This window comes from Aequorivita iocasae (assembly GCF_016757735.1).
GTDB lineage: Bacteria > Bacteroidota > Bacteroidia > Flavobacteriales > Flavobacteriaceae > Aequorivita > Aequorivita iocasae.
This window is the reverse complement of record NZ_CP068439.1, coordinates 1,718,143-1,739,002: the sequence shown is the minus strand read 5'-3', so window position 1 is coordinate 1,739,002 and position 20,860 is coordinate 1,718,143. Positions and strand designations below refer to the sequence as shown.

The 20,860-nt window shown below is 38.4% G+C and carries 21 protein-coding genes; 14 read left to right on the top strand and 7 right to left on the bottom strand.

Annotated features, from left to right (window positions below):
• Positions 1-38: 38 nt before the first annotated feature.
• The 4 genes from JK629_RS08005 to JK629_RS07990 form a co-directional block, all read right to left on the bottom strand.
• Complete coding sequence (locus JK629_RS08005) at positions 39-2,531, bottom strand: sodium-translocating pyrophosphatase (RefSeq protein WP_202335140.1); 2,493 nt, start codon at positions 2,529-2,531, stop codon at positions 39-41.
• A 169-nt stretch (positions 2,532-2,700) separates the two neighbouring features.
• Entirely contained in the window at positions 2,701-3,213 is a 513-nt protein-coding gene (locus JK629_RS08000) for an inorganic diphosphatase (protein ID WP_202335139.1), read from the bottom strand.
• Between the two features lie 61 nt (positions 3,214-3,274).
• The gene (locus JK629_RS07995; protein ID WP_202335138.1) at positions 3,275-4,675 is read right to left on the bottom strand and encodes an MATE family efflux transporter; all 1,401 of its coding nucleotides are present in this window, start codon (positions 4,673-4,675) and stop codon (positions 3,275-3,277) included.
• A gap of 83 nt (positions 4,676-4,758) precedes the next feature.
• The gene (locus JK629_RS07990; protein WP_202335137.1) at positions 4,759-5,721 is read right to left on the bottom strand and encodes a helix-turn-helix transcriptional regulator; all 963 of its coding nucleotides are present in this window, start codon (positions 5,719-5,721) and stop codon (positions 4,759-4,761) included.
• Between the two features lie 231 nt (positions 5,722-5,952).
• Between JK629_RS07990 and JK629_RS07985 the strand changes: the two genes are divergently transcribed.
• Positions 5,953-6,441, top strand: coding sequence for a DinB family protein (locus tag JK629_RS07985; protein WP_202335136.1), 489 nt, complete (start codon positions 5,953-5,955; stop codon positions 6,439-6,441).
• Complete coding sequence (locus JK629_RS07980) at positions 6,431-6,655, top strand: hypothetical protein (protein ID WP_202335135.1); 225 nt, start codon at positions 6,431-6,433, stop codon at positions 6,653-6,655. Before JK629_RS07985 ends, JK629_RS07980 begins: the two co-directional genes overlap by 11 nt.
• A 95-nt stretch (positions 6,656-6,750) precedes the next feature.
• Here the strand turns inward: JK629_RS07980 and JK629_RS07975 are convergent, their stop codons facing one another.
• Positions 6,751-7,737 carry a GlxA family transcriptional regulator gene (locus JK629_RS07975; RefSeq protein WP_202335134.1) on the bottom strand — a complete coding sequence of 329 codons (987 nt, stop codon included), beginning with the start codon at positions 7,735-7,737 and terminating at the stop codon, positions 6,751-6,753.
• Between the two features lie 287 nt (positions 7,738-8,024).
• On the opposite strand from JK629_RS07975, the gene JK629_RS07970 reads away from it, so the two are divergent.
• From JK629_RS07970 to JK629_RS07960, 3 genes are all read left to right on the top strand, one after another.
• The gene (locus JK629_RS07970; RefSeq protein WP_202335133.1) at positions 8,025-8,474 is read left to right on the top strand and encodes a VOC family protein; all 450 of its coding nucleotides are present in this window, start codon (positions 8,025-8,027) and stop codon (positions 8,472-8,474) included.
• Between the two features lie 151 nt (positions 8,475-8,625).
• Positions 8,626-8,871, top strand: coding sequence for a Kazal-type serine protease inhibitor family protein (locus JK629_RS07965; protein WP_202335132.1), 246 nt, complete (start codon positions 8,626-8,628; stop codon positions 8,869-8,871).
• A gap of 232 nt (positions 8,872-9,103) precedes the next feature.
• Positions 9,104-9,697 (top strand): DinB family protein, encoded by a 594-nt coding sequence (locus JK629_RS07960; RefSeq protein WP_202335131.1) that lies wholly within the window; start codon positions 9,104-9,106, stop codon positions 9,695-9,697.
• 107 nt (positions 9,698-9,804) lie between these two features.
• Here the strand turns inward: JK629_RS07960 and JK629_RS07955 are convergent, their stop codons facing one another.
• On the bottom strand, positions 9,805-10,221 hold the full coding sequence (locus JK629_RS07955) for a response regulator (RefSeq protein WP_202335130.1): 417 nt from the start codon (positions 10,219-10,221) through the stop codon (positions 9,805-9,807).
• 2 nt (positions 10,222-10,223) lie between these two features.
• Complete coding sequence (locus JK629_RS07950; RefSeq protein WP_202335129.1) at positions 10,224-11,660, bottom strand: sensor histidine kinase; 1,437 nt, start codon at positions 11,658-11,660, stop codon at positions 10,224-10,226.
• A gap of 156 nt (positions 11,661-11,816) precedes the next feature.
• Between JK629_RS07950 and JK629_RS07945 the strand changes: the two genes are divergently transcribed.
• The 9 genes from JK629_RS07945 (at position 11,817) to JK629_RS07905 (ending at position 20,859) form a co-directional block, all read left to right on the top strand.
• On the top strand, positions 11,817-12,374 hold the full coding sequence (locus JK629_RS07945) for a response regulator (protein ID WP_202335128.1): 558 nt from the start codon (positions 11,817-11,819) through the stop codon (positions 12,372-12,374).
• Positions 12,375-12,443: 69 nt separating this feature from the next.
• The gene (locus JK629_RS07940; protein WP_202335127.1) at positions 12,444-12,623 is read left to right on the top strand and encodes a hypothetical protein; all 180 of its coding nucleotides are present in this window, start codon (positions 12,444-12,446) and stop codon (positions 12,621-12,623) included.
• Positions 12,577-12,906, top strand: a complete 330-nt coding sequence (locus tag JK629_RS07935; RefSeq protein WP_202335126.1) for a hypothetical protein — start codon at positions 12,577-12,579, stop codon at positions 12,904-12,906. The genes JK629_RS07940 and JK629_RS07935 overlap by 47 nt, the downstream gene beginning before the upstream one ends.
• 573 nt (positions 12,907-13,479) lie before the next feature.
• On the top strand, positions 13,480-15,441 hold the full coding sequence (locus JK629_RS07930) for a tetratricopeptide repeat-containing sensor histidine kinase (RefSeq protein WP_202335125.1): 1,962 nt from the start codon (positions 13,480-13,482) through the stop codon (positions 15,439-15,441).
• A gap of 22 nt (positions 15,442-15,463) precedes the next feature.
• Positions 15,464-16,225: a LytR/AlgR family response regulator transcription factor gene (locus JK629_RS07925; protein WP_202335124.1), complete on the top strand. Its 762-nt coding sequence runs from the start codon at positions 15,464-15,466 to the stop codon at positions 16,223-16,225.
• Between the two features lie 86 nt (positions 16,226-16,311).
• Positions 16,312-18,312: a T9SS type A sorting domain-containing protein gene (locus JK629_RS07920; RefSeq protein WP_202335123.1), complete on the top strand. Its 2,001-nt coding sequence runs from the start codon at positions 16,312-16,314 to the stop codon at positions 18,310-18,312.
• A 320-nt stretch (positions 18,313-18,632) separates the two neighbouring features.
• Positions 18,633-19,325 (top strand): DUF4386 domain-containing protein, encoded by a 693-nt coding sequence (locus JK629_RS07915; protein WP_202335122.1) that lies wholly within the window; start codon positions 18,633-18,635, stop codon positions 19,323-19,325.
• 251 nt (positions 19,326-19,576) lie between these two features.
• Complete coding sequence (locus tag JK629_RS07910; RefSeq protein ID WP_202335121.1) at positions 19,577-19,921, top strand: 5-carboxymethyl-2-hydroxymuconate Delta-isomerase; 345 nt, start codon at positions 19,577-19,579, stop codon at positions 19,919-19,921.
• A 65-nt stretch (positions 19,922-19,986) separates the two neighbouring features.
• Positions 19,987-20,859, top strand: a complete 873-nt coding sequence (locus JK629_RS07905; protein WP_202335120.1) for an ABC transporter ATP-binding protein — start codon at positions 19,987-19,989, stop codon at positions 20,857-20,859.
• The last annotated feature ends 1 nt before the right edge of the window (position 20,860 follow it).

Here is a 20,860-nt window from a genome sequence, read left to right as displayed (position 1 = left end):
CCGCCTATAGGCAGGGTTTTTTTATTTAAGAAAAGAAATTATTCTTTATCCTTTATTTTGATTTTCATCCCCTCTACATCTTTCAATTGGGCACGAACTTCTTCTTCGGTACCAGTGAAAGTTTTAGTTTCGGTAGTTTCAACACCGTCAACTGTTCTTATGATGGTTACGTTGGCAGTTACTTGATCGTTGTTATCGTTCTTTAACATTTCAACAACAGTTTCAGTTTTGTTTTTTAGGTTTTCTCCACCTTCAATAGTGCTACTTTCACCATTTTCAAGGTATTCAACCTGCTTTTCGGTAAGAATGGTTTTATTTCCTTCGGCATCAATAAAATATACTTCTTCAGCAGAGGTTTCAGTAGCCATTTCCACATTACCGTGGTTTCCGAGGATTGGAGCAATTACCAAACCAACCAAACAGGTAAGCTTAATCAATATATTCATTGAAGGTCCAGAAGTATCCTTAAACGGATCTCCCACAGTATCACCAGTTACAGCAGCTTTGTGAGCATCACTTCCTTTATAGGTCATTTCACCATTAATCATTACACCTGCTTCAAAAGACTTCTTAGCGTTGTCCCAAGCACCGCCGGCATTATTTTGGAAAATAGCCCACATTACGCCACTCACACAAACTCCGGCCATATATCCTCCAAGCGGCTCGGCACCAAATACAAGACCGATAATAACTGGAGTAATAATAGTAAGCAAACCTGGAAGGAGCATTTCCTTCAAAGCAGCTTTTGTAGAAATATCAACACATTTTGCATATTCCGGGGTTCCGGTACCTTCCATAATACCTGGAATTTCACGGAACTGGCGACGTACTTCCTGAACCATTTCCATAGCGGCCTTACCCACAGATTTCATTGCCATTGCAGAGAATACCACCGGAATCATCCCACCCACAAACAACATTGCAAGTACATCTGCACGGAAAATGTTTATACCGTCAATACCCGTAAAGGTTACATATGCGGCAAACAGAGCCAAAGCTGTCAATGCAGCAGAAGCGATTGCGAAACCTTTACCAACGGCTGCAGTAGTATTTCCAACGGAATCCAATACATCGGTACGCTCACGTACTTGTGGATCCAGTTCGCTCATTTCAGCAACCCCACCTGCATTATCTGCTATAGGTCCGAAAGCATCAATAGCAAGCTGCATAGCCGTGGTAGCCATCATTGCTGAAGCGGCCAAGGCAACCCCGTAGAAACCTGCAAGTTCGTACGAACCGTAAATTGCAGCTGCAAAAAGAATTACAGAAGCAAAGGTAGATTTCATTCCTACTGCAAGACCAGCAATAATATTGGTAGCTGCTCCAGTAGAAGAATTCTTTACGATATCGAGTACTGGTTTTTTACCAAGACTTGTATAGTATGCAGTTACGAAAGAAATAAGTGCCCCAACAGCTAGACCGATACAGGCAGCCCAGAACACATTAATGGAAGCGATGGTTTTATAGCCTTCGCCGAAAAATTTCATATTCATAGTTTCTGGAAGCATCCAGTCTATTAAGAACCAGCTAGCGATAAGCGTTAAGATAATCGCTGCCCAGTTACCAGTATCCAAAGCCTTTTGAACTTGGGATTCTTTTGCTTCGTTGTTTTTAATACTCACGAAAAACGTACCTATTATTGAGGCAAGAATACCTACACCTGCAATTACAATAGGCAAAAGGATAGGCCCCATATTGTTAAAACCATCTGTAAACGGCATATCCAAAGACATATCGCGAATTACGTAATTACCCAACACCATTGCGGCAAGCACAGTAGCTACATAACTTCCGAAAAGGTCAGCGCCCATACCGGCTACGTCCCCTACGTTATCACCTACGTTATCGGCAATGGTTGCAGGGTTACGAGGATCATCCTCAGGAATCCCAGCTTCCACCTTACCTACAAGGTCAGCACCCACGTCGGCAGCTTTTGTGTAAATACCCCCACCCACACGGGCAAACAGGGCAATACTCTCCGCTCCTAGGGAGAAACCGGCAAGGGCTTCAAGAACGATGGTCATTTCATCATAAAAATTCAAAGGATCGGTACCAATAAATTGGCCGATAAAGAATAGGAAAAACAAGCTCAATCCCAATACTGCAAGACCTGCAACACCAAGACCCATAACGGTACCACCGCCAAAGGAAACTTTAAGGGCTTGCGGAAGGCTGGTTTTTGCAGCTTCAGCTGTACGTGCGTTTGCATCTGTTGCAATACGCATTCCGATATTTCCGGCCAATGCAGAAAAGATAGCACCACATATAAAGGCGGGCACAATCATCCAACTGGTGGATGGGACTAATTGGGAAACCACAAACAATAGTACTGCGGCAATCACTGCAAATACAACTAGCAGACGATATTCTGCATTTAGAAATGCCAAGGCGCCTTCTTTGATACTTTTTGAAATGAACTGCATACGGTCGCTACCAGCGGGTTGCTTTTTCACCCAACTCATTTTAACGAGCATAAACAAAAGGCCTAGTACGGCAAGTGCAATAGGAATAAATATAATGTTCTGTTCCATTATTTAATTAATTTAGATTGGTTTCAAATTTGCGACTGCAAAAATAGGGAAATGGTTTGGGATACGAAACAAGAAAATGACGTAGGACGATAAGACCTATGGCATACGACCAAAGAATACGTACTATTTCCGCCCTAGGTCTTACGTCCTAGCGTCTTATGTATTTTAATTATATACTGAAATGCCCCTGTACCTCTGGCGTTTCCTTATAACGCTTTACGCATAGGTTGTATATTTCAATAGCTTCAGCGGCGTCACCCCAACCACCAACATCTACACGTTTTTTTTCAAGATCTTTATACACTTGAAAAAAGTGTTCAATTTCTTTTAAGGTGTGCTGGTTCATATCGCTTAAATCGTTTAAACGACTCCAGATTGGGTCAGAAACAGGTACGCAAATTACTTTTTCATCTGGTCCCTTCTCATCTGCCATATGGAAAACACCAATAGGTTTAACTTCAACTACACACATTGGAAAAGTGGGTTCGCCACCCATTACCAAAACATCCAGCGGATCGCCGTCAAGTGCCAAAGTTTCAGGGATAAAACCATAATCTGCTGGATACATCATACTGCTGAAAAGCATCCTATCAAAACGGATTTTCTTCAATTTGAAGTCGTATTCGTATTTGTTGCGGCTGCCTTTGGGAATTTCTATCAGTACGTCAAAAGTCTTTTTCATTATATTGAATTGTTTAAGGGAGTGCAAAAATAATCCATTAAGCCGATAAAGCCTTATAAAGCTAAACCTTTATCAGTTTCCACTTCCCTTTTTTAAACCAAATAATAGCAATAATTGCGATAAGAGACTCCGCTAAGGCTATAGCCAGAAAGACACCAGTCGGCCCCCAATCCAGAACAAGCGCAGTGAAATAAGCAAAAGGCAACTGAAAAACCCAAAAGCAGAAGAAATTAATGATTGTTGGGGTTCTAGTATCGCCAGCGCCATTAAAAGCCATGGTTACCGTCATTCCATAGGCAAAAAGAAAATATGCTATAGTTACAATTTGTAAACTAAGCGCTCCATATTTTAAAACTTCGGGATCCACACTGAACCAGCCAACAATTGTTTTTGCAAACAAAAGGTAAATTACAGAAACCGAAACCATAAAAAAGGCGTTGTACTTGGCGGTTTTCCAGACGGAAGTTTCGGCGCGTTCAGGTTGATTGGCACCTAAATTTTGGCCAACCAAAGTTGCAGCCGCATTGCTTAAACCCCAAGCAGGCATCATTGTAAACATAATTACCCGTATTGCAATGGTATAACCGGCCAGCACTTCGCTGCCAAATTCACTGATAATGCGCATTAAGAAAATCCAACTACTAGTGCCAATTATAAACTGGCCAATTCCGCCAACTGAAACACGAATTAGATTGATCATTACCCCTATGTTTACCACAAAATCCTTTAATGCCAACCTGACACGAGTACTTCCATAGAATAAAATATAAAGTTGAAAAAGCACTGCAGTCCCACGACCAATTGTTGTTGCAATTGCAGCACCCGCAACTCCATATTCGGGAATTGGGCCCCATCCAAAAATGAAAATTGGATCTAGTATGATATTAATACCGTTAGAGAGAATGAGCGTCCACATGGCCATGGAGGCATTGCCAGCTCCCCTATAAACCGCATTGATGAGAAACAATAATACAATAGTGCAATTTCCACCTATAAGGATTTGCGTATAGCGATACCCTTCCTCAATTAAGGATTGGTCTCCTCCCATCAAGCCTAAAATTTCCTTCGGGAACACAATGCCTATCACGCCAACAATTAAAGAAACCAGGACTCCCAAGAAAATAACTTGCACCGTCACCCGTTTTGCGCCTTCTGGGTCTTTCTCACCTATTCTTCTCGCTACGATAGCGGTAGCGGCCATACTCAAACCAACGGCCAAGGCATACACAAGTGTAATGACCGATTCTGTCAAACCAATTGTAGCCACGGCATTTGTGCTTACTTGGGACACATAAAAAATGTCGACCAAGGCAAAAATGGACTCCATGCTCATTTCCAAAATCATTGGAACGGCAAGCAGAAAGATGGCCTTTTTGATACTTGCTTGCGTAAGGTCAATTTCCTTGCCTGCTATGGCCTCCCTTAAAAGACTGAAAAAGGATTTTATGGATTGTGTTGCCATCTTTTAAATAAATTGGCGGCTAATTTAGAAAAAAAGATTTCGGAATAGTGGGGTATTGCGACATTTTAAGGGTGATACTCACACTATTCTTGAAGTCGGGCTTTCGTGTTTTCAACAATTTCCAGAAGACGCTGTTTCAAACTTTCAGGTTCCAATATTTGGGCATAATCACCAAACATTAAATACCAGCGCGCAAAACCGTGCTCTACGCTTTGGGTGAAAAAAGTCATTTCAACACCTTCGTTCTTAATTTCTTCGGAAACAAAACCATAGTGATTTCGCTCGCTTTTAATGTATCGAACAATACTTTTATCTACAAGGATCCTAACCTTTGTTTTATGTGCGTCACTTTCCTTTTGGCGAAAATCATCTAAAGTACCGTGCTCCAATTTAAAAGGAAGCACCGTCCGTTGAATTTGAAGCAATCTATCCGTCCTAAACTGCCGGTAATCATTTCTAAAATGGCAATAGGCCAGAATATACCAATAATTGTTTTCGTGAAAAATGCTAACGGGTTCCAAATGTCTTTCCGAAGGTTTTTCGGAAGCCATAGATTGATATTTCACAAAAACCTGTTTCTTTTCCGCTATGCTTTCAAAAAGAATTTCCAAGGCATTCGGAATGTTTTCATTAAAAAGCGTTTCCGTAGGATTTATAATTATTTGCGCCTGAAGCGCATCAATCCAATCCTTTTCCTTTCCGCGTAAAACCGATTTCACTTTAAACATCGCAGATTCATAATAAGCACCAAAAGATTTATCAGTGAATTTCTGCATCAGTTTTTCCGCTGCCACAAAGCTGCTAGCCTCTTCGCGGGTAAACATTACGGGCGGCAAACGGTAGCCATCCATAATGGAATAGCCCACGCCGGCCTCACTAATAATGGGCACACCAGATGTTTCCAAAGAGCGAACGTCGCGATATATAGTGCGCAAGCTAACATCAAACCTATCAGCCAATTCTTGTGCCTTTACAATCTTTTTGGACTGAAGCTGTATAAGAATCGCAACGATTCTATCAAAACGGTTTAGGGGGGCATCGCTCATAGCTCAAAGATAGTATTTCAAATGCTTCGACAAGCTCAGCATGACAGACCAATCATAAAGCTGATTAATTTTTAGGGGACAGTTTGAACCTGTCGAAGACAATGTCAGTCTGAGCGCAGTCGAAGACTCTTCTAATAATAAATTAAAATATTTTTTCCTACTGACAAACGGCTGTCACCCGCCCCAATTAATTTTGGTTTCAGAAACAATAATCACTTAAAAACAATAATTATGAATGCAACAGCAAACAAAACCGCGCAGGTAATTTCTTCGGAAGAGTTACTTAAACATTTACAAGGCCACAGAAACTTAACAAGAAGAACTATTGAAGCCTTTCCCGAAAAGGAATTTTTCAGTCATTCAATTGGCGGGATGCGTACTTTTGCCGAAATGACAATGGAACTTTTGGGAATCGCAGGACCGGGAATACAGGAAATAGTATCGGGAAAATCAGCGCCTCTGGAGGAACACGTGGAACACGGAAACAGCAAAGAAAAAATACTTCAGCTTTGGGACGGGGCTACAGAACAGATCAACACACTGTGGCCACAGATCACGACAGAACGTTTTCAGGAAAACATTTTGCTTTTTGAAATGTATGAAGGCACGGTTATCTCTTCCATCTTTTACTTTATCGACAATGAGATCCACCACCGTGGGCAAGGCTTTGTTTATTTGCGTTCATTGGGCATTGAACCACCCGCTTTTTATGAAAGATAATATGGTACTGGTTTTTAAAACATCGGTTTCAGCAAATGAGGAGGTAAAACAACTTCGGCCATTGCTGAACAAATTGATTCGCCAAAACGGCGATTGGAATTTCGACCTGGAGGATTGCGACAACATTCTCCGGGTGGAAACCCATTTGTTGAAGGCTGAAACTATTAGCACTACATTGCACAATCAGGGTTTTTATTGCGAGGAACTTCAGTAACTAACATTTTTTTAATCATTTGAAGCAACAATATTATCCAATCCTAACAGATTTTAACTTTAAACAGAAGCTCTTTAGCGAAGAGGGAAAACCTGTTAAATTTGTGTTTCTGTAATTTTGCTGTATCTATTCATATAATCCAGCGGCGTCATATCTGTTATTTTTCGAAATACATCGCGGAAGGCTTTAGGGTCGTTATAACCTACATCATACATTACTTCGTTTACATTTTTACGTCCACTCTCCAATTCTTTTTTGGCGGCTTCTACCTTTACGCGCTGCATATATTCTACTACCGTATTGCTGGTTGCTTTTTTGAAGCGTCTTTCAAACGTTCTTCTGCTCAGCGCCATATCGGCACAAAGGTCGTCCACATTTAGTTTTTCCTGGAAATTCTTTTCGATGAATTCCTGTACTTTTAATATTTCATCATCGTCGTGGCCTTTTTGGCCTTTAAATATTATAAAAGGACTTTGACTATTTCTGCTGATGTCTATTTCAAATACTTTGGAAGAAAGCACCGCCATTTCCCTACTCGCGAACTTTTCAACCAAATAAAGATTTAGGTTTAAGGACGAATAGGCCCCGCCGCTGGTATAAAGGCCGTGCTCATCCGTGATAATTTTATCATCCACCAAATTCACTTTTGGGAACATCGTTCTAAATTCATCTGCGGCAATCCAATGCGTTGCGCAGTTTTTTCCGTTTAGCAAACCCGTGCTTGCAAGCAGAAAAGCACCAATGCACAGACTGGCCACCTCAGCGCCGTTTTTATACTGTTTCACTATCCAAGGGATGAATTCCTTATTGCTTTCAACTACCTTTTCGTAATTGCCATGAATCGCTGGAATGATTACCAAATCGGTGTGTTTTACTTCAGCAATGGTAGCGTCCGGAATAATAGTGAATATTCCGTTACTTAATCGCGCGTCCTTATGTGTGGCCACGAGCTGGGTCTTAAATGCTGGCTCCTTTCCCATTCCCACAAGAAAATCATTCGCCATATTGAACATTTTATGCGTTGCTTCCAAATTGCTAAGGCTGGAGTTGCCTTCGGGGACTAGGATTGATATGTGTTTCATTTTGGATTGTTGTATTAATGGATTATTAGATTTAGGAATACATCCCCTCCCAGCCTCCCATTTAAAGGGGAGGGGTTTTAAATGATATCACAAATATAATTCAAAGGTGTGTCGCAATCAACCCATTACATTGACGCAAATGCACCTTCTTATTAAGCAAATTCCTATTTATCTTTACATTGTTGAGGGGCGAACGACGAGCATAGATTCAAGAACTAGGAATAAATTCTAAATGTTCAATTTTCAATACTTATTTATCAATAATAAACTTTTAAAAAGAAAAAATTATGGCAACAAAATTAAATCCGTATCTAAACTTTGACGGAAATTGTGAAGCAGCATTCAATCATTACAAAAAAGTATTTGGTGGCGAATTTGCTGGGCAAGGCGTGATGCGCTTTGGCGATATGCCGGGATGTGATGAAATGCCTCCGCTTGCAGAGGAGCACAAAAACCGTGTAATGCACGTTTCACTTCCCATCGGCAGCGAACTATTAATGGGCTCCGATATTATGCCGGGGTTCGGCAATGGGCCTTTTAAGATTGGTGATAACACCTACGTAAGCATCCACCCAGATAGCAGGGAAGAAGCAGACCGTCTCTTTAAGGAACTCTCGGAAGGTGGCGAAATAGAAATGCCGATGGCAGACCAGTTTTGGGGCGATTATTTCGGTTCCCTCCGCGATAGGTTTGGGATTAATTGGATGGTTAATTTTTCTAATGAGGAAAACGTTTAATTGTGGAGTTGTTGAATTGTGTAATCGGTGAATTCACAATTCAGCAGAAACCAAAAGATAAGTACTTTATAACAGTGAAACAATTAAGCAACTCACTTCTCTATGTTATGCAAGTTTAGCGTATTTTAGTAGCTATAAAAAACTTACAACTATGGCTCCTTTATATAAAAAAACTTCTTTTGCCACATCCCTGCTTTTAATGGGGATGCTGGCATTGTCTTCCTGCGGCGCGGGAAAAACTATTCCGTGTATAGACGAATCCAAAATAAGCGATGGCCCTTGCACCATGGAATACAATCCCGTTTGCGGCTGCGATGGCAAGACCTATAGCAATCCCTGTGCTGCTGGGCGGGCTGGACTTACGTACTTTGCAGAGGGCGAGTGCGAGCCAAAGTAATATTTGCTTAATCTTTTAACCATGATAAAGTAAACGGCAAAATGAGAGGAAAGTAAAATAAAGTTTAAAATTTAAGCAATACTGGATTTTAGTGAGTAATTGGTAATGAGAAATGAAAAATACGTATGTCAAAATTCCCCGCAATTTTGTCGTGTTTCTCCCATAGAAATTCAGAAAACATTTCTTAGATTTACTTTAGATTTTTTTATAAACCACTAACAATCATATAACTATGAGAAACCAAGTCGCATTTTTCCTATTGCTTTTTGCCTCATCCATAGCATTAGCACAAAATAACAAGCAATATCTACTAGAATATTATGCATCCACAGAGGCCGAATTACAAAAGGACATTGCAGGGCTTAATGAAACACAAATGGCTTTTAAGGCCACACCCGAAAGCTGGTCTGTAAGCCAATGTTTGGAGCATATTATATTGACAGAAAAAATGCTTTACGATCGTATACAAGCTGGATTGGCCGCTCCTTCAAATATTGAGGAAATGGGAGCGCCGACAAATACTGATGAAAAAATTGTAGAAATGGTTACCGACAGAAGCACAAAATTTAAAGCTCCCGCAGAACTGGCACCAGAAGGAAAGTACACTTCACCCGAAGCCGCCATGGAAGAGCTAAAGGCAGGTCGGGCAGCAATTTTGGAGCTAGTGAATAACACTCCCGATGCCGCTCTTCGGGACCACGTTTCCGAATCGCCTGCCGGCATTGTGGATGCTTATCAAAATTTTCTCTTTTTAGCGGGGCATACGGCACGTCATACCTTACAGCTACAGGAAGTAAAAGCTAATCCAGCTTTTCCGAAATCATAAGTGTTGTTACGTTTTTCTTCAGAAAATAGGTGCCGGTAAAAAAATTTAGGCTTTAATTTTTTCCAAATATGGCATAGCGTAAATGGCACTATATTTTTTGAAAGAATTTAGGATAGATACGCTTTAAAATGAGTCTCCAAAATGTTATTCAGATATTTCTCATTTAAGGGTTTACTGTAAAATCCGTGGACACTTCTAAACTCCTGCGCCCGAATTCTGTCCCTTTCGTCAATGGAATTGCTGAGCATGGTCAGGATTACTTCACCTTTTTGGGATACTTCCAATTGTTCATACGCTTCCAAAAACTCCCACCCATTCATACCGGGCATATTGATATCCAGAAAAATTAAAGTGGGTTGCGGATGTACGCCATCCAATTCACTTTTAAGATACTCCAGCGCTTCTTCTCCACTAAAACAAATATGGATGTTATCGGTAATCCCCAATTGTTTTATTTTGCGGGCATGATAGAAATTATCACTTTCCGAATCATCAATCAAGAGTACATTTTTTAATTTTTTCATATTCATTTTTTTAGTGTGAAGTGAACCGTGGTACCTTCGCCAAATTTAGAACTTACCCATATATTTCCCAAATGGAGCTCCACAATTTTCTTGCAAAATGCCAAGCCGATGCCCTGCCCTTCGTAGTCCTTTGTACTGTGAAGCCTACTGAACATATCAAAAATTTTGGCAAAGTCCTTTTCGGGTATTCCTATTCCATTATCCTTTATATGAAAATTATAATAATTGGCCGTTTCTTCAAAGCTGATCGAAACATGGGGCTGAATTTCTGGGGCGGTAAACTTTATGGCATTTGAAATTAGGTTTTGGAACAACTGTTTTATCTCAATCCTGTATCCAGTAACTGTTGGCATGGTTTCGTATTCAATGGTTATATTCCTTTCCTCAATTACACCCATCAAGTCTTCCCTAATTTTCTGAAGGGTTAGGTTTAGGTCAATATTTTCCATTTGTCCACTAGTGCCCAAACGTGAAAATGAGAGCAAGCCACTGATTAGATTGCGCATCCGCTCCACGGCCTTATTGATAAATTGAAAGTACAGGGTAGCCTCTCCTTCCAGGCGTTCCGGAAAATCTTCCTGAAATATCTCTAGGTAATTGGAAACAGTGCGCAGGGGCTCCTGAAGATCATGGGAGGCCACATATGCAAAATGATCCAGTTGTTGGTTTTTGGCCAAAAGGGATTCATTCAATTTTTCCGCTTCACTTATCGCTGTTTCTTTCGCCTTGATTTCTTCTTCCTTCTCAATATTTATTTTCTTTAAATCCTTCAAGGCAGCCTCCATATTTTTATTGGTTTGTTCCAATTCCAATTGGGTGGACAGTAGCTCTTCAATAAGGGGCTTCACTTTTTTTATAAGATTAAATAGGCTTAAAAAAACAATCACAGTGGCTATTCCCAAAGCACTTAAAATTATTAGTTTCCAAATAAAAAAACGGTGGTTGCGTTCTTCCAATAAGGCATTTTCCACTTCAACTAGCGCCTCAAGTTTGTGCCCAATATCCGCCGTAAAGTGCAGCCCTATTTCCCCCTGTTGCGCATTTGCTGGATAATTTCCTGTATTTATCCGCTCTTGAAATAATTGAATTTTGCCATCCATATCTGTTGAAATGCCTTTCATACGCTGTAGTTGAGCGTCGTGGTCCGCGACCAGGTTTTCCAACGATAGCAATAGCGAGTCGTATTCATCCTGGGCGTCGAAAAAAGCTTGTTTAAATTTTATTTTCCCAGTAGCCTCATAGGCAAGCCCATAACTTTCCATCTTTGAAATGGTTGCGGACATTTGGCGGATATTGCTTTTTACCTCCCACGTATGCGCTATTTCATTGGCAGAAGTAGCATTTCTGATAAATGAAAAACCAATGAGAATGATTACTAAAATAAGTGAGGAAATAAGCAGAATAAAGTTGGTGAGACCTACTTTTCGAATTCGCTTCATAATGGTAGCGTTAGTATGTGAATTTTTTTATAAATTTAAGTTTCCAGAAGTAATTATGAAACTCTTGGCTTGAAAAGATTAAAAATTGTGGGGATAAAGTCAATACTTCTGGCAAACAGATTATAATTTTACCCAGTTATTACCAACCCAACCAATATGAACTTACCCGATGTTTTAAATTTCTTGATTGTAGAAGATCTTGTATCCGATTCCTTTTTGTTGCAGCGACAAATAAAGAAAATCTGTGCCCATCCCGAAATACGATTTGTAGATAGCGAAATAAGCCTTATAAATGCGCTAAAAACTTATATTCCCGATATGGTTATTACTGATTTCAATCTTATAGGCATGAATGCTTTTGACGTGATCAGAATCACCAAAAATTATAACAATAAAATACCCGTGGTAGTAATAACCGGAAACCTTAAATATGAAGCGGACCGCGAAAAACTAATTGAAAGTGGCGCCGAGGGTTTTTTTATAAAGGAACCCATCAATACATTGAACGAGCGGATGCTTCCGCTCTTTGTGAATATCATAGACACACAAAAGGATAAACTGGACAAACTTCAAACCGAAAGGCGTAAATACGATTCCTCAAAATCGCACAGCGATTTTTTAAGGGAATATAATTTTGGGGAGAAAGAAAATAAAATTGAGGAAATAAATACTCCTTCATTTTTTCAAAAGATGTTGAGTTTTATAAAAAAATAAGTTTCGCTGGGGCAAACCAGAGTCATATTTAATTCATTCTCTTCACTTAGGGCGAATTATTCTGTGGAAATGATCAATGCAAAACCTGAGCTTTTTGGCGTCAAGCCCATAGAGTTTATTATTGATTTTGAATCGGAAGCTTTTGTGGAAATAGCCGGAAACCACTACCTTTTTAAAGTGGGCGAACTTATTGGCCCCCCAAATGCAACTGTATCAGGAAACGGAGCGCAAACTGCCCTTGGAAGATGAATACACCCGTACCTACTATCGCACAATCAATATTAAAATCCCCAAGGGATATCACGTGGCCAATGCCAATGATATTAATATTGACCATTCCTTTTCGAAGGATGGAAAAAAAGTACTTATGTTCAAGTCTTTTTATGAAATTGAAGGGGATATCTTAAAAATTACTGCTGATGAATTTTATAATATCACTAAAATTTCCAAGGAATTTTACGAAGATTACAGAACGGTAATCAATAGTGCTGCCGATTTTAATAAAGTGACCTTGGTATTGGAAGCCGATTAGTAGTTGAATTGTTGTTTTATTGTAATTGGCAATTTGTCCTTTTTTTAGGACAAACCTTGCTTATTTTTGCCATTTCAATCAATTACACCAGCGCTATTTTTCCCCAAACCTACCAACACACTTTAAAAGAACGGTGACCAAAAAACTGGTCAACCTTCCTAATATAGGCAAGTCCCTAAATCCAAATATTACTTTCATACCGAATGATTCTGGTACTAACCGATATTGTGACTAAATGAGGCAAAATACTAAATGAGATTGTACCCACCCTGTAAAAGTCTACCAATCAAATTTTCAAATTAAACCCTACCTATTCAAAAGACAGCAACACCACAGATTTTTGTTAGGTAGAATATCTGATATAATTTTGGAAATGGTTTTAGGCTGTCAAATCAATGATGAGAGGGGTGGATTCGTGAATTATACAACAAAATAGAAATATAGTAATTCAATTAAATAAATCCTGGTGTTTGTTCCTCAACCTCTCAAATTCTAAATCAAAACAAGCAAATTCTAAATCATCTGGAGGGAATTAATTAGTTTCGTATACATTCGTTAATTAAATTCACGAGTATGCGGCTATTGATTATTGTAGTTATTCTATTTTTAAATATCACAAATCTTCTTGCGCAGGATAGAATAATAGATAGTCTGCAAAACAAACTTATTGCCGCGGAAAACAATCTAGAAAAAGCAAAACTCTATAACGCCATTTCCCAACAATACAAGTACACCGATCCCGATAAAATGTTGCAGTTTGCACTAGAAGCCTTTAAAATATCGGAACAGGAGCAGCTAAAGATAGAAATGGGAAATGCCTATCTAAATATGGGTACCGCCCATATTATTTTGGGTGATTATCAAAAAGCGATGGATCACTTTGTATGGGGAAAATCTATTTTTGAAGAACTCCCAAAAACATCCCAAACCTCCAATGAAATTGCCCAAGGTATAGCCAGAACCTATGGCAGCATGGGTATAGTTTTATCTGAACAAAGCAATTATACCAAGGCACTTCAATACTACCTAAAGGCTGCGAGGGTATACGAAGAATTGGAGGACAAAGGCCAAGCCGCCAAAATCTACAATAATATTGGGGTAGTTTACAAAGCACAATCCGACAATCAAAAAGCCTTAGAATATTTCCTAAAAGCATTGCTGATCCAGCAAGAGCTAAATGCACCCAACGTGGGGATTACCCAAACCAACATCGCAAATATTTATTATAAAGAGGGGAAATTGGATGAAGCCTTTCAATATTATACCGCGGCAAAAAGTAGTTTGGATACCTATCCCAACACCCGGGCATTGGGCGAATGGTACAATAGCATAGGCGCCTATTACCAGTCACGCGCATATCCGGAAATGGCACTGGAAAACTGGCAAAATGCCATAACTACCTTTGAGGGCATGAATGATAAATTTGGCTTGGCAGATACCTACCTTCTCTTGGCTGAATTTCACAACAGTCAAAACAACTATACAAAAGCACTGCAAGCCGCCAACAACGCTTTAAATTTGGCAAAGGAAACTGCTGTATTGGAACAGCTGGTGGTAGCAGAAAAAGTACTGAGCGATATTTATTATAAAACGGGAAATACCGATCAAGCCCTGGTTCATTTTAAAAGATACAGCACTGCCAAGGACAGCCTTCATAAAAAAAACGATGTGCGAAAAGCAGTTGAAGCCGCTATGAACTATGAATTTGAAAAGAAGGAACTACTGCAAAAGGAAGAAAACCAAAAACGGGAATTATTGATAAAAGAAGAGGCAAAAAGCAACAATTTAAAATTGCTTTTTGGGGCATTGATTGGCCTATTGCTTTTTGGGATGGGTTTCTTGATCTACAACCGTTACCAATTAAAAAAAACACTCACCCTTCAAAAAGAATTGGCAGAATACGAGCAAAAGGCCCTACACCTGCAAATGAACCCCCATTTTGTATTTAATTGTCTGGGCTCCATATCAAGTTTTATTGTTCAAAATGGAACTGATAGCGCCATAAAATACCTTTCAAAATTTTCAAAATTGATGCGGTTGACTTTAGAGTATTCAAAGGAATCGCTTATTCCTATAGATAAGGAAATTGAAAGTCTTCAAAATTATTTGGAATTGGAACAACTTCGGTTCAACGATAAGTTCAGTTTTAGCATCACAAAAGATCCAAACATTGAGGACGATGTGGCACTTCCGCCTTTATTGATTCAGCCCTTTATTGAAAATGCAATCATTCATGGCGTTATTCCGAAGCAAGAAAGCGGTACTATTTCCATCAGCTTTTCAATTTCAAATTCATCCTTACAGTGCACTATTGTTGATGACGGCGTAGGGATAAACCAATCCAGAAAAAACAAGAAAGATTTGGTGTTGGCACATAAATCCATGGCCTTGGGAATCATTAAAAAACGATTGGAAATGATCTCAGAGGCCACCTCAAAAGAAGCCAGCATAGCCATTGAGGAAATGGAAAACGGGGATGAAATAACCGGTACAAAAATAAAATTAAAACTGCCTTTACAATATACCGGCAGTTAACTAATCGCATTTGAAACAATTTATGATTAAGGCAATTTTAATAGACGACGATAAAAATTTAAGGGAGGGAATGAAAAAACTCCTCGCCCTATTTGCACCCAACATAAAAATAATTGGGGAAGCAGATAGCGTAGCAACTGGCGTTGAGGCGATAGACCGCTTGCAACCACAGGTTGTCTTTTTGGACATACAATTGAATGATGGTACCGGATTTGATATTTTGGAAAAAGTAGCCGAAAAAAACAAAACCATCACCTCAAATATCGTATTCATTACCGCCCACGAACAGTATGCAATCAAAGCTTTTAGGTTTAGTGCGCTGGATTTTTTGCTGAAACCCGTAGATCCTGAAGAATTACAAAAGGTTATTGAAAAAATTGAAACGGTGGTCGTAAAGAAAAACGACTTTTCGCATATAGATTTGTTGCTTGAAAACATTCGTAAAAATGTGGACAATTTTAAACGCATAGCGCTGTCAACCCAGGACGGAATACATCTTTTTGACATAAGCGATATAATACGTTGCGAAAGTGAGGATAATTATACCAAGTTTTATATTAACAATCATAAACCCATATTGATTTCAAAAACCTTGAAGGAATACGAAGAGCTTTTGGCGCAACACAATTTTGAACGCATCCATCAATCACATTTAATAAATCTTAATTATTTAAGGTCGTATATAAAAAAAGATGGCGGCTATGTGGTAATGGAAGATGGAAGTCGATTGCCCATTTCGCAACGAAAAAGGGAACGCTTGCAAAACATTTTAAAAGCGATGTAAGCGAATTCTAATTGAAAATTGGCATATGCTCATTCACCTATTAAATACTGAAAACACTTAATTACATTTATTGAAAATTAACCATTATGAACAAAATACTACTCTTTCTCTTATTAACTACTGGTTTAGCCAGTGCACAAATCGTAAACATTCCCGACGTATCATTTAAAAATGAATTGATTAGTGATGGCGTTGATACAAACAGCGATGGAGAAATCCAAGTTTCCGAAGCGTTGGCGACTACTTCAATATCGCTGCAATCTTCCAATATTGCAAACATAACGGGAATTGAAGCTTTTGTAAATTTAACGAGCTTTCAGAGTGACCCAAACCAGGTTGCAACAATAGACTTTTCAACTAATGTAAATTTAGTTTCAATTAGTATCCAAGCCGCCATTCCACCAAATGTGGGGCCCTTAACTTCAATAAATATTGATTCCTGTGTTGCTCTGGAAAACCTGTTGGTATCCTCATCCTCCATTGCCGTATTGGATCTTAGTTCAAATGTTAACCTTACTTCCCTGTACATTGCAGTAAACCCATTGTTGGAAACCGTCTTCCTTAAAAACGGTAGCGATGAAAGCTCAAACATGGATCCCGGAAGCTGGATGGAAAATTGGTTATCCGCAAACAACCCAAGCCTCCAATATGTGTGCGCCGATGATTTTCAAACTACCGAAATCCAACAATTTGCAGGAACCGATTATCCGGTAAATTCATATTGTACCTTTCCTCCGGGGGGTGATGTAAACACCATTACGGGAGTAACAAAATTAGACGATGAAGGCAACGGATGCGATTCAGGCGATAGCACCATACCATACACGAGTTTCAATATAGAATTTAATGGCAATCCTTCCAATGCAATTGCTTACAGTAATGCCGCAGGAGTTTACAATGTATATGCCGGCGAGGCGGGCACCTACACCCTATTGCCAAATTTGGAAAACCCAAATTATTTCAATATTAGCCCCTCCTCTGTAGATATAAATTTCCCAGTTATTGATAATAGCAGTGTAACCCAAGACTTCTGCGCAGAAGCAAATGGCGTTCATCCAGATCTGGAAGTAGTAATCGCCACGGCTGTACACGCAAGACCCGGCTTTGATGCGACCTATTTGCTAGTGTATAAAAATAAAGGAAACCACCCCCTTTCGGGCGATGTTCAATTTAATTATCCCGAAGACACCATGGATTTTGTGTCTTCAAGTACAACTCCAGATTCGCAGGGAAATGGAACAATGACCTTTAATTTTACCGACTTGCAACCGTACCAAACCGAAACCGTTGAGATAGTTCTTGCAGTAAATGGTCCAATGGATACGCCTCCAGTAAATATTGGCGATATCTTACAACTTAACGCCCAAATAAACCCTGTGGCGGGAGATGAAATGCCAAACGATAATCTTTTTACCCTTAACCAGACAGTAATTGGCTCTTTTGATCCTAATAATATTGTGTGTTTGCAAGGAGATGAAGTGCCCACAAACTATATTGGAGATTATCTTCATTATATTATAAATTTTGAAAATACGGGTACTGCCCCCGCAGAGAATGTTGTAGTAACTATGGAAATAGATGCTGACGACTTCGACCCAACATCTCTTCAAATACTTAATATTTCCCACGACGTACAAATAATAGTAAGGAATGGTATAGCAGAGTTTCATTTCCAAAGCATCAATCTTGACACAGGGGGCCACGGAAATATCCTTCTTAAAATGAAAACCAAAAGTGACTTAAACATATCAGATATCGTGGGCGCAAAAGCAAATATTTACTTTGATTACAATTTCCCGGTAGAGACCAATGAAGCAGAAACCTCATTCAGGGTGCTGGGTGTAGAAGAGTATAATAGCTTAAAAATTGCAATATACCCAAATCCAGCCTATGGTTTAATAAACATTCAAGCTGCTTCTGGTATAAAGAATATCGGCATCTACGATCTTCAAGGAAGATTGATTGACACAAGCACAATAAATAATCAAAATACTGAATTGAATATTTCAGCCTTAACACCTGGAGTCTATTTCCTATCTATCGAAACACAAACCGGTACTGGCTTTAAAAAGTTCATTAAGCATTAGTTAGTAAATTGATGTACTGATTAGAAGTTGAGTAAATGTGAGGGCAAGATGTTTCTAGGAAACATCTTGCCCTTTTTTTCATACCGATTTCAGGCTTTTAAGGTATGTTTCATTTTTATCAGTGAACACTGCAAATATAAAATCACCTAATTCTTTCTTTGCCCTAAGTTCATTTAAAGTGACAAATTCACAAAAGCCTACAGCTTACTGCTTATGCATTATAATCATAATGTTACATCCTGGATATTGCTATATTAACTTAAGTCAATGAATTACCATTCTACAGCCAATAAATTTGCATAAAATTTAATATGTAGATTATGAAACAATTAGCAAGAATATCAGGGATTGCCTATCTAATGATTTTTTTAGCAGGTTTTTATGCCAATTTTGCGGTGCTTGAAAGCCTAATAGACAAGAACAGCTCAGCAATTACAGCTTCAAATTTCATTAATAATCATATACAACTAGGTAACGGATTACTTGGGTTTGTGGTGATGTTGTGCTTTGATGCGCTATTGGTTTGGTCGCTTTTTGGTTTGACAAAATCGACAAGTAAGAGAATGTCTTATCTAGCTTCTTTTTTTCGATTATTGCACGCGCTCTTCTTTGGTGTTGCATTATTTAAATTATGGGCGGCCTATCAAATAACATTTAATGCAACTATTTCAACAAACTTACAGAACCAGGTATCAGAATTGTTATTAGATTTTGATACGCTTTGGACTGTTGGATTGCTTTTTTTTGGAGTTCACTTACTTGTTTTAGGTTATCTAGCTTTAAAATCAATAACGATCCCGAACGCAATTGGCATACTATTAATGCTTGCAGCAATAGGTTATATAATAGATAGTACAGCAAAGCTGATCATGCCAAATTATATAGTTTATAAAGATGTTTTTGAAATGGTCGTTATAATTCCTTCAGTAATTGGGGAGTTCTCGTTTACCGTTTGGCTACTAATCAAGGGATTTAAAAAGCAATCACAACAAGAAGTTGAAAAAATAGTGTAACCCCACCTCACGATTTAAGACGTATTCTATAACACTTAGGTTTTCTTAAGATAGCTTAAGATTTTCAACTAACCAATAAACTAATTTTGACCTAACAATCATAAAATCAATAATATATAATCAATAGCAACCACACGCAAATAGTTTTAGCAACTAATAGTTATCCTTTTCAAACAAGTTTGGTTTTGATCATCTAATTAATTTGCAGGAGCTATGTAAATCAAAAATAAAGTTCAAAAAAACAATAAATCATGCCACATTTTGTAATAGACTGCTCTGAGCAGATCGTAAAATTAAAATCACCACAAGAGATTAATCAGAAAGTATACGATACTGCGGTGTCAACAGGACTATTCATTCCTGAGGAAATTAAAGTTCGTATTAATCCATTTCAATATTATATCACTGGAAATACAAGTGATCACTTTATCCATGTTTTTGGAAATATCATGGAAGGAAGAACCACAGAACAAAAAGCAGAACTTTCAAAACGAATTGTTTCAGAATTGAAAGTGATGTTTCCTGAAGTGCCTATTATTTCAATAAACATTCGGGATTTTGAAAGAGCTACCTATTGTAATAAATCAATGGTGTAAATAATATCTTTTTAATAAAAAGCAACAACTTTAAAGACAACTAACACCATTAAAAATATTAAATCATGAACACTCTAAAAATTAACAATCTAGAGCTAACCTATAAAAACGGGCATCAAGCAATTAGAAATATTTCTTTGGAAATAAAGAATGGAATGTTCGGGTTATTAGGCCCAAATGGTGCTGGAAAATCCTCCCTAATGAAAACAATCGTTGGGCTTCAAAAACCTTCTTCCGGGAAAATCCTATTCAATAATGCCGACATTGTCAATAATCCTGAAGAAATTAAAAAGCACTTAGGGTTTTTACCTCAGGATTTTGGAGTTTACCCTAAAGTAAATGCATACGATTTATTAAACCATATAGCTATTTTAAAAGGTGTTAATAATAAAGTTGAACGTCAGAAACAGATTCAATATTTGTTAGAGAAAGTAAACCTTTGGAATTTTAAGAACAAAGAAGTACATACTTTTTCTGGGGGAATGAAACAACGCTTTGGCGTGGCTCAAGCTTTATTGGGAAGTCCTAAAATTATCATTGTGGATGAGCCTACTGCCGGCCTGGACCCAGAAGAGCGTAACCGTTTTAATGCACTTCTAAGTGATATTAGTAGTGAAGTAATTGTGATTTTATCTACTCATTTAGTTGAAGATGTGAAAAACCTATGTTCTGAAATGACCATTATGAATAAAGGTAGAATTCTTAAAATTGGTAAGCCAAAAGAATTAATTGAAGATTTAGAAGGTAAAATCTGGTCAAAATTTATTGCTAATGATGAACTGGAAACTTACCAATCAAATCTAAAAGTTATTAGTCAACAACTTATAGAGCGTCAACTTCAAATTACAGTGTTTGCATCTACACAACCTGAAGAATTTTCACCAGTTGAACCAATATTGGAGCACGTTTACTTTAATGTGCTTTCCCAAAACAATTAAT

Excerpts from the sequence above, each read along its gene's own strand:
- JK629_RS07965 (WP_202335132.1), top strand. The coding sequence starts at position 8,626 with ATGGCTCCTTTATATAAAAAAACTTCTTTTGCCACATCCCTGCTTTTA.
- JK629_RS07925 (WP_202335124.1), top strand. The coding sequence starts at position 15,464 with ATGATTAAGGCAATTTTAATAGACGACGATAAAAATTTAAGGGAGGGA.
- JK629_RS07945 (WP_202335128.1), top strand. The coding sequence starts at position 11,817 with ATGAACTTACCCGATGTTTTAAATTTCTTGATTGTAGAAGATCTTGTA.
- JK629_RS07990 (WP_202335137.1), bottom strand. The coding sequence starts at position 5,721 with ATGAGCGATGCCCCCCTAAACCGTTTTGATAGAATCGTTGCGATTCTT.
- JK629_RS07955 (WP_202335130.1), bottom strand. The coding sequence starts at position 10,221 with ATGAAAAAATTAAAAAATGTACTCTTGATTGATGATTCGGAAAGTGAT.
- JK629_RS07940 (WP_202335127.1), top strand. The coding sequence starts at position 12,444 with ATGATCAATGCAAAACCTGAGCTTTTTGGCGTCAAGCCCATAGAGTTT.
- JK629_RS07910 (WP_202335121.1), top strand. The coding sequence starts at position 19,577 with ATGCCACATTTTGTAATAGACTGCTCTGAGCAGATCGTAAAATTAAAA.
- JK629_RS07930 (WP_202335125.1), top strand. The coding sequence starts at position 13,480 with ATGCGGCTATTGATTATTGTAGTTATTCTATTTTTAAATATCACAAAT.
- JK629_RS07995 (WP_202335138.1), bottom strand. The coding sequence starts at position 4,675 with ATGGCAACACAATCCATAAAATCCTTTTTCAGTCTTTTAAGGGAGGCC.
- JK629_RS07985 (WP_202335136.1), top strand. The coding sequence starts at position 5,953 with ATGAATGCAACAGCAAACAAAACCGCGCAGGTAATTTCTTCGGAAGAG.
- JK629_RS07980 (WP_202335135.1), top strand. The coding sequence starts at position 6,431 with ATGAAAGATAATATGGTACTGGTTTTTAAAACATCGGTTTCAGCAAAT.
- JK629_RS07935 (WP_202335126.1), top strand. The coding sequence starts at position 12,577 with ATGCAACTGTATCAGGAAACGGAGCGCAAACTGCCCTTGGAAGATGAA.
- JK629_RS07975 (WP_202335134.1), bottom strand. The coding sequence starts at position 7,737 with ATGAAACACATATCAATCCTAGTCCCCGAAGGCAACTCCAGCCTTAGC.
- JK629_RS07960 (WP_202335131.1), top strand. The coding sequence starts at position 9,104 with ATGAGAAACCAAGTCGCATTTTTCCTATTGCTTTTTGCCTCATCCATA.
- JK629_RS08000 (WP_202335139.1), bottom strand. The coding sequence starts at position 3,213 with ATGAAAAAGACTTTTGACGTACTGATAGAAATTCCCAAAGGCAGCCGC.
- JK629_RS07905 (WP_202335120.1), top strand. The coding sequence starts at position 19,987 with ATGAACACTCTAAAAATTAACAATCTAGAGCTAACCTATAAAAACGGG.
- JK629_RS08005 (WP_202335140.1), bottom strand. The coding sequence starts at position 2,531 with ATGGAACAGAACATTATATTTATTCCTATTGCACTTGCCGTACTAGGC.
- JK629_RS07970 (WP_202335133.1), top strand. The coding sequence starts at position 8,025 with ATGGCAACAAAATTAAATCCGTATCTAAACTTTGACGGAAATTGTGAA.
- JK629_RS07950 (WP_202335129.1), bottom strand. The coding sequence starts at position 11,660 with ATGAAGCGAATTCGAAAAGTAGGTCTCACCAACTTTATTCTGCTTATT.
- JK629_RS07915 (WP_202335122.1), top strand. The coding sequence starts at position 18,633 with ATGAAACAATTAGCAAGAATATCAGGGATTGCCTATCTAATGATTTTT.
- JK629_RS07920 (WP_202335123.1), top strand. The coding sequence starts at position 16,312 with ATGAACAAAATACTACTCTTTCTCTTATTAACTACTGGTTTAGCCAGT.